The organism is Cellulosimicrobium cellulans (genome assembly GCF_001722485.1).
Classification (GTDB): Bacteria; Actinomycetota; Actinomycetes; order Actinomycetales; family Cellulomonadaceae; genus Cellulosimicrobium; species Cellulosimicrobium cellulans_A.
On the sequence record NZ_LWGL01000250.1, the window covers coordinates 1 to 3,165 of the forward strand.

Below are 3,165 nucleotides of genomic sequence, written 5' to 3' on the forward strand. Positions count from 1 at the left end.
GCCGCCGCACGGTCCGTCGCCTTGTTCGCGACCTTCGCCGCCTCGTTCGAGTTCTGCGCGATCTCCCGGATCGAGGCACCCATCTGCTCCGCACCCGCCGCGACCGTCTGCACGTTCTGCGACACCTCCTCGGCCGCCGACGCGACGACGCCCGACTGCACCGACGACTGCTCGACGCTGGCGACGAGGCGGGTGGTCGACGTCGCGAGCTCGACCGCGCTCGCGGACACCGCCGCGGTCACGTGGTCGACGCTGCCGATCGTCGTGCGCAGCGAGGCGATCGAGCCGGCGAGGCTGTCGGTCATGCGGCCGAGCTCGTCCTGCGACTCGGCCTGGGGACGGACCGTGAGGTCGCCGGCGCCGAGGGCGTCGACCGCCGCGCCGATGGTCCGGACGTTGCGCATGATCCGGCGCACGACGGCGGCGGCGAGCCCGAACCCGGCCGCGAGACCCGCGACGAGCACGACGAGGACGAGCCGCTGCGTCGCGGCCGCCTGGGCCGCCACGGCGTCGTTCGCCTCGGCCGCGCTCGCGGCCTGCAGCTCGACGAGGGAGGTGAGCGAGTCGTTGACCACGTCGGACATGGGCTGCATGGTCTCCGCGTAGTACCGCTCGACGACCGCGCGGTCCCCGCCGCGCACGACGTCGAGCCACTCGCCGCGCACGACGTCGTGGTACTCCGTGACCACGGTCACGGCCGCGTCGAGCGCCTCGGGGTCCGCCGCCACGGGACGCAGCGACTCCAGGAGGTCGAGCGCCTCCGTCTCGAAGCCCTCGATCTCCGCGACCGCCGCGTCGAGCTTCTCGGGCGGGAGCAGCCCCATGGCCGCCGTCCGGGCGCGCGACCCCTGGTACTTCCGGTGCGCCGCCGCGAAGTCGACCATCGGCTCGACCTGCTCGGCGTAGACGCGCGCCTGCGCGTCGGCGAGGGCGCTGACCTGGCTCGCCCCGATGACGCCGAGGGCGGTGGCGGCGACCGCCATCGCGCCGACGGCGGAGATCACCTTCGTGCGGATCGACAGGTCGCGGAGGCGACGAGCGCGGGTACGACTGCTCATGACGGTTCCTTCGGTGAGGAGAGCGAGAACAGCGAGGACGACGGACGTGGTGCGGATGGTGCGGGTGGTGCGGGTGGTTCTGGTCCTGCGGAGGGCGGGGGGCGGCTGCCGGTGGGGGCCGGCAGCCGCCACCCTGTTCAGGTGGCCGTGCGGCTCAGTAGGCGAACTGCGCGGCCCTCGCGCGGAGCTCGGCGGACATGCGGGCCAGCTCGGCGACGGCCCCGTTGATCTGGTCGAGCGCCGCGGTGTTCGACGACGCGGACGTGGCGATGCCGGTGATCGTGTCGGCGATCTCGCTGGCGCCGGTGGCGGACTCCTGCACGCCGCGCGACATCTCGTTGGTCGTCGCGCTCTGCTCCTCGACCGCCGAGGCGATCGTCAGCTGGTAGTCGTTGATCTGCCCGATGATCTGCGTGATCTCGGCGATCGCACCCACGGCACCCTCGGTGTCGCCCTGGATCGCCTCGACCCGGCGCGCGATGTCCTCGGTCGCCTTCGCCGTCTCCTGCGCCAGCTCCTTGACCTCGCTGGCCACGACCGCGAAGCCCTTGCCCGCCTCGCCGGCACGCGCCGCCTCGATCGTCGCGTTCAGCGCCAGCAGGTTCGTCTGCTCCGCGATCGAGGTGATCACCTTGATGACGTTCCCGATCTCCTGCGACGACGCCCCGAGCTTCTGCACGGTGTCGTTCGTCACCGCGGCCTGCTCCGTGGCCAGGTTGGCCACCTTCGCGGCCTCGTTCGAGTTCTGCGCGATCTCCCGGATCGAGGCACCCATCTGCTCCGCACCCGCCGCGACCGTCTGCACGTTCTGCGACACCTGCTCCGCCGCCGAGGCCACGGCGCCCGAGCGGGTCGCCGTCTCCTCCGAGCTCACCGAGAACTGCTGGCTCGTCGCCGAGAGCTGCTCGGCCGCCGCGGCGACCGCCTCCGACGTGCCCGCGACCTCGCCGATGATCCCTCGCAGGTTCGTCACGCCGGTGTCCAGCGCGGTGCCGGCAGCACCGATCTCGTCGGTCGGCCGGAGCCCGGAGACGTGCGTGAGGTCGCCACGGCTGAGCGCCTCCGCCACGTCTCGGACGCGGCTGATGCGCCTCACGAGCACGCGGCTCGTCCACGTCGCGAGGACGAGGGCTGCCACGACCGCGACGAGCCCGGTACCGGCGAGCAGGGTCAGTGCCCGCCGCTGGCCCGCGTCCTGGGCGGCGACGATCTCGTCGAGCCGCTCGTCGGTCAGGGCCTGCGCCTGCTCGACGAGGTCGAGGATCTCGCCGTAGGCGGCACCGGCCTCGCCGCCGTTGATCGACTCCATGGCCTGCCGCTCGCTCTCGGGCGTCCCGGCCCACAGCCACGCGACGATCTGGTCGTCCCACTCGTAGAACTGGTCCCAGGCGGGACGGAGCTGGTCGAAGACGGCCGCGATCTCCGGGTCCATCGTCGTGCTGCCGAGCTCGTCGAGCCAGGCGTAGACCGCCGTCCTGGTCTCCTCCATCCCGGACCGGTTGTACCCGTCGGCGCCGAGGCCCGCCTCGGCGCCGAGGATCGCGGTGTCGGCGACGTACAGCGCCTGCCAGCCCGTCGCGTCGGCGATCTGGAACTTGGCCTCCTCGGCGAGCGCGCTGACCTTCTCCATCTCCCGGAGCTGCTCGGCGTAGTCCTGCTGGCGCTGCACCGAGACGACGCCGACGTACGCCGCCACGACGACGAGCAGCGCGAGCACCGCGAAGGTCACCTGGAGCCGACGCGCGATGGTGAACCGTCGTGGGGAGGTGGACTGCGGTACGGGGAGGGTGGACATGCCGGACTCCTGGGTCTGGGACGTGCGTGGTGCGTCGTGCGTCGTGCGTCGGTCAGTAGGCGAACTGCGCGGCGCGGGCACGGAGCTCGGCGGACATGCGGGCGAGCTCCGCGACGGCCCCGTTGATCTGGTCGAGCGCCGCGGTGTTCGACGACGCGGCCGTGGCGATGCCGGTGATGGTGTCGGCGATCTCGCTGGCGCCGGTGGCCGACTCCTGGACGCCGCGCGACATCTCGGTCGTCGTGGCGGTCTGCTCCTCGACCGCCGAGGCGATCGTCAGCTGGTAGTCGTTGATCTGGCCGATGATGTCGG

Annotated in this window: 2 protein-coding genes and 1 pseudogene; all 3 read right to left on the reverse strand. The window is 72.4% G+C overall.

The genetic code is table 11. From position 1 onward, the window contains the following. On the reverse strand, positions 1–1,058 hold a 1,058-nt coding region (locus JZ5iCDA_RS16505; protein ID WP_139123183.1), incomplete at its 3' end, for an MCP four helix bundle domain-containing protein. Positions 1,059–1,212: 154 nt separating this feature from the next. Next, positions 1,213–2,853, reverse strand: coding sequence for a methyl-accepting chemotaxis protein (locus JZ5iCDA_RS16510; protein WP_069388120.1), 1,641 nt, complete (start codon positions 2,851–2,853; stop codon positions 1,213–1,215). A 52-nt stretch (positions 2,854–2,905) separates the two neighbouring features. Further along, positions 2,906–3,165, reverse strand: a pseudogene (locus JZ5iCDA_RS16515) (methyl-accepting chemotaxis protein); the annotation flags it as partial.

Bases quoted from the DNA above. Each gene is read 5' to 3' on its own strand.
- JZ5iCDA_RS16510 (WP_069388120.1), bottom strand. From the start codon at position 2,853: ATGTCCACCCTCCCCGTACCGCAGTCCACCTCCCCACGACGGTTCACC.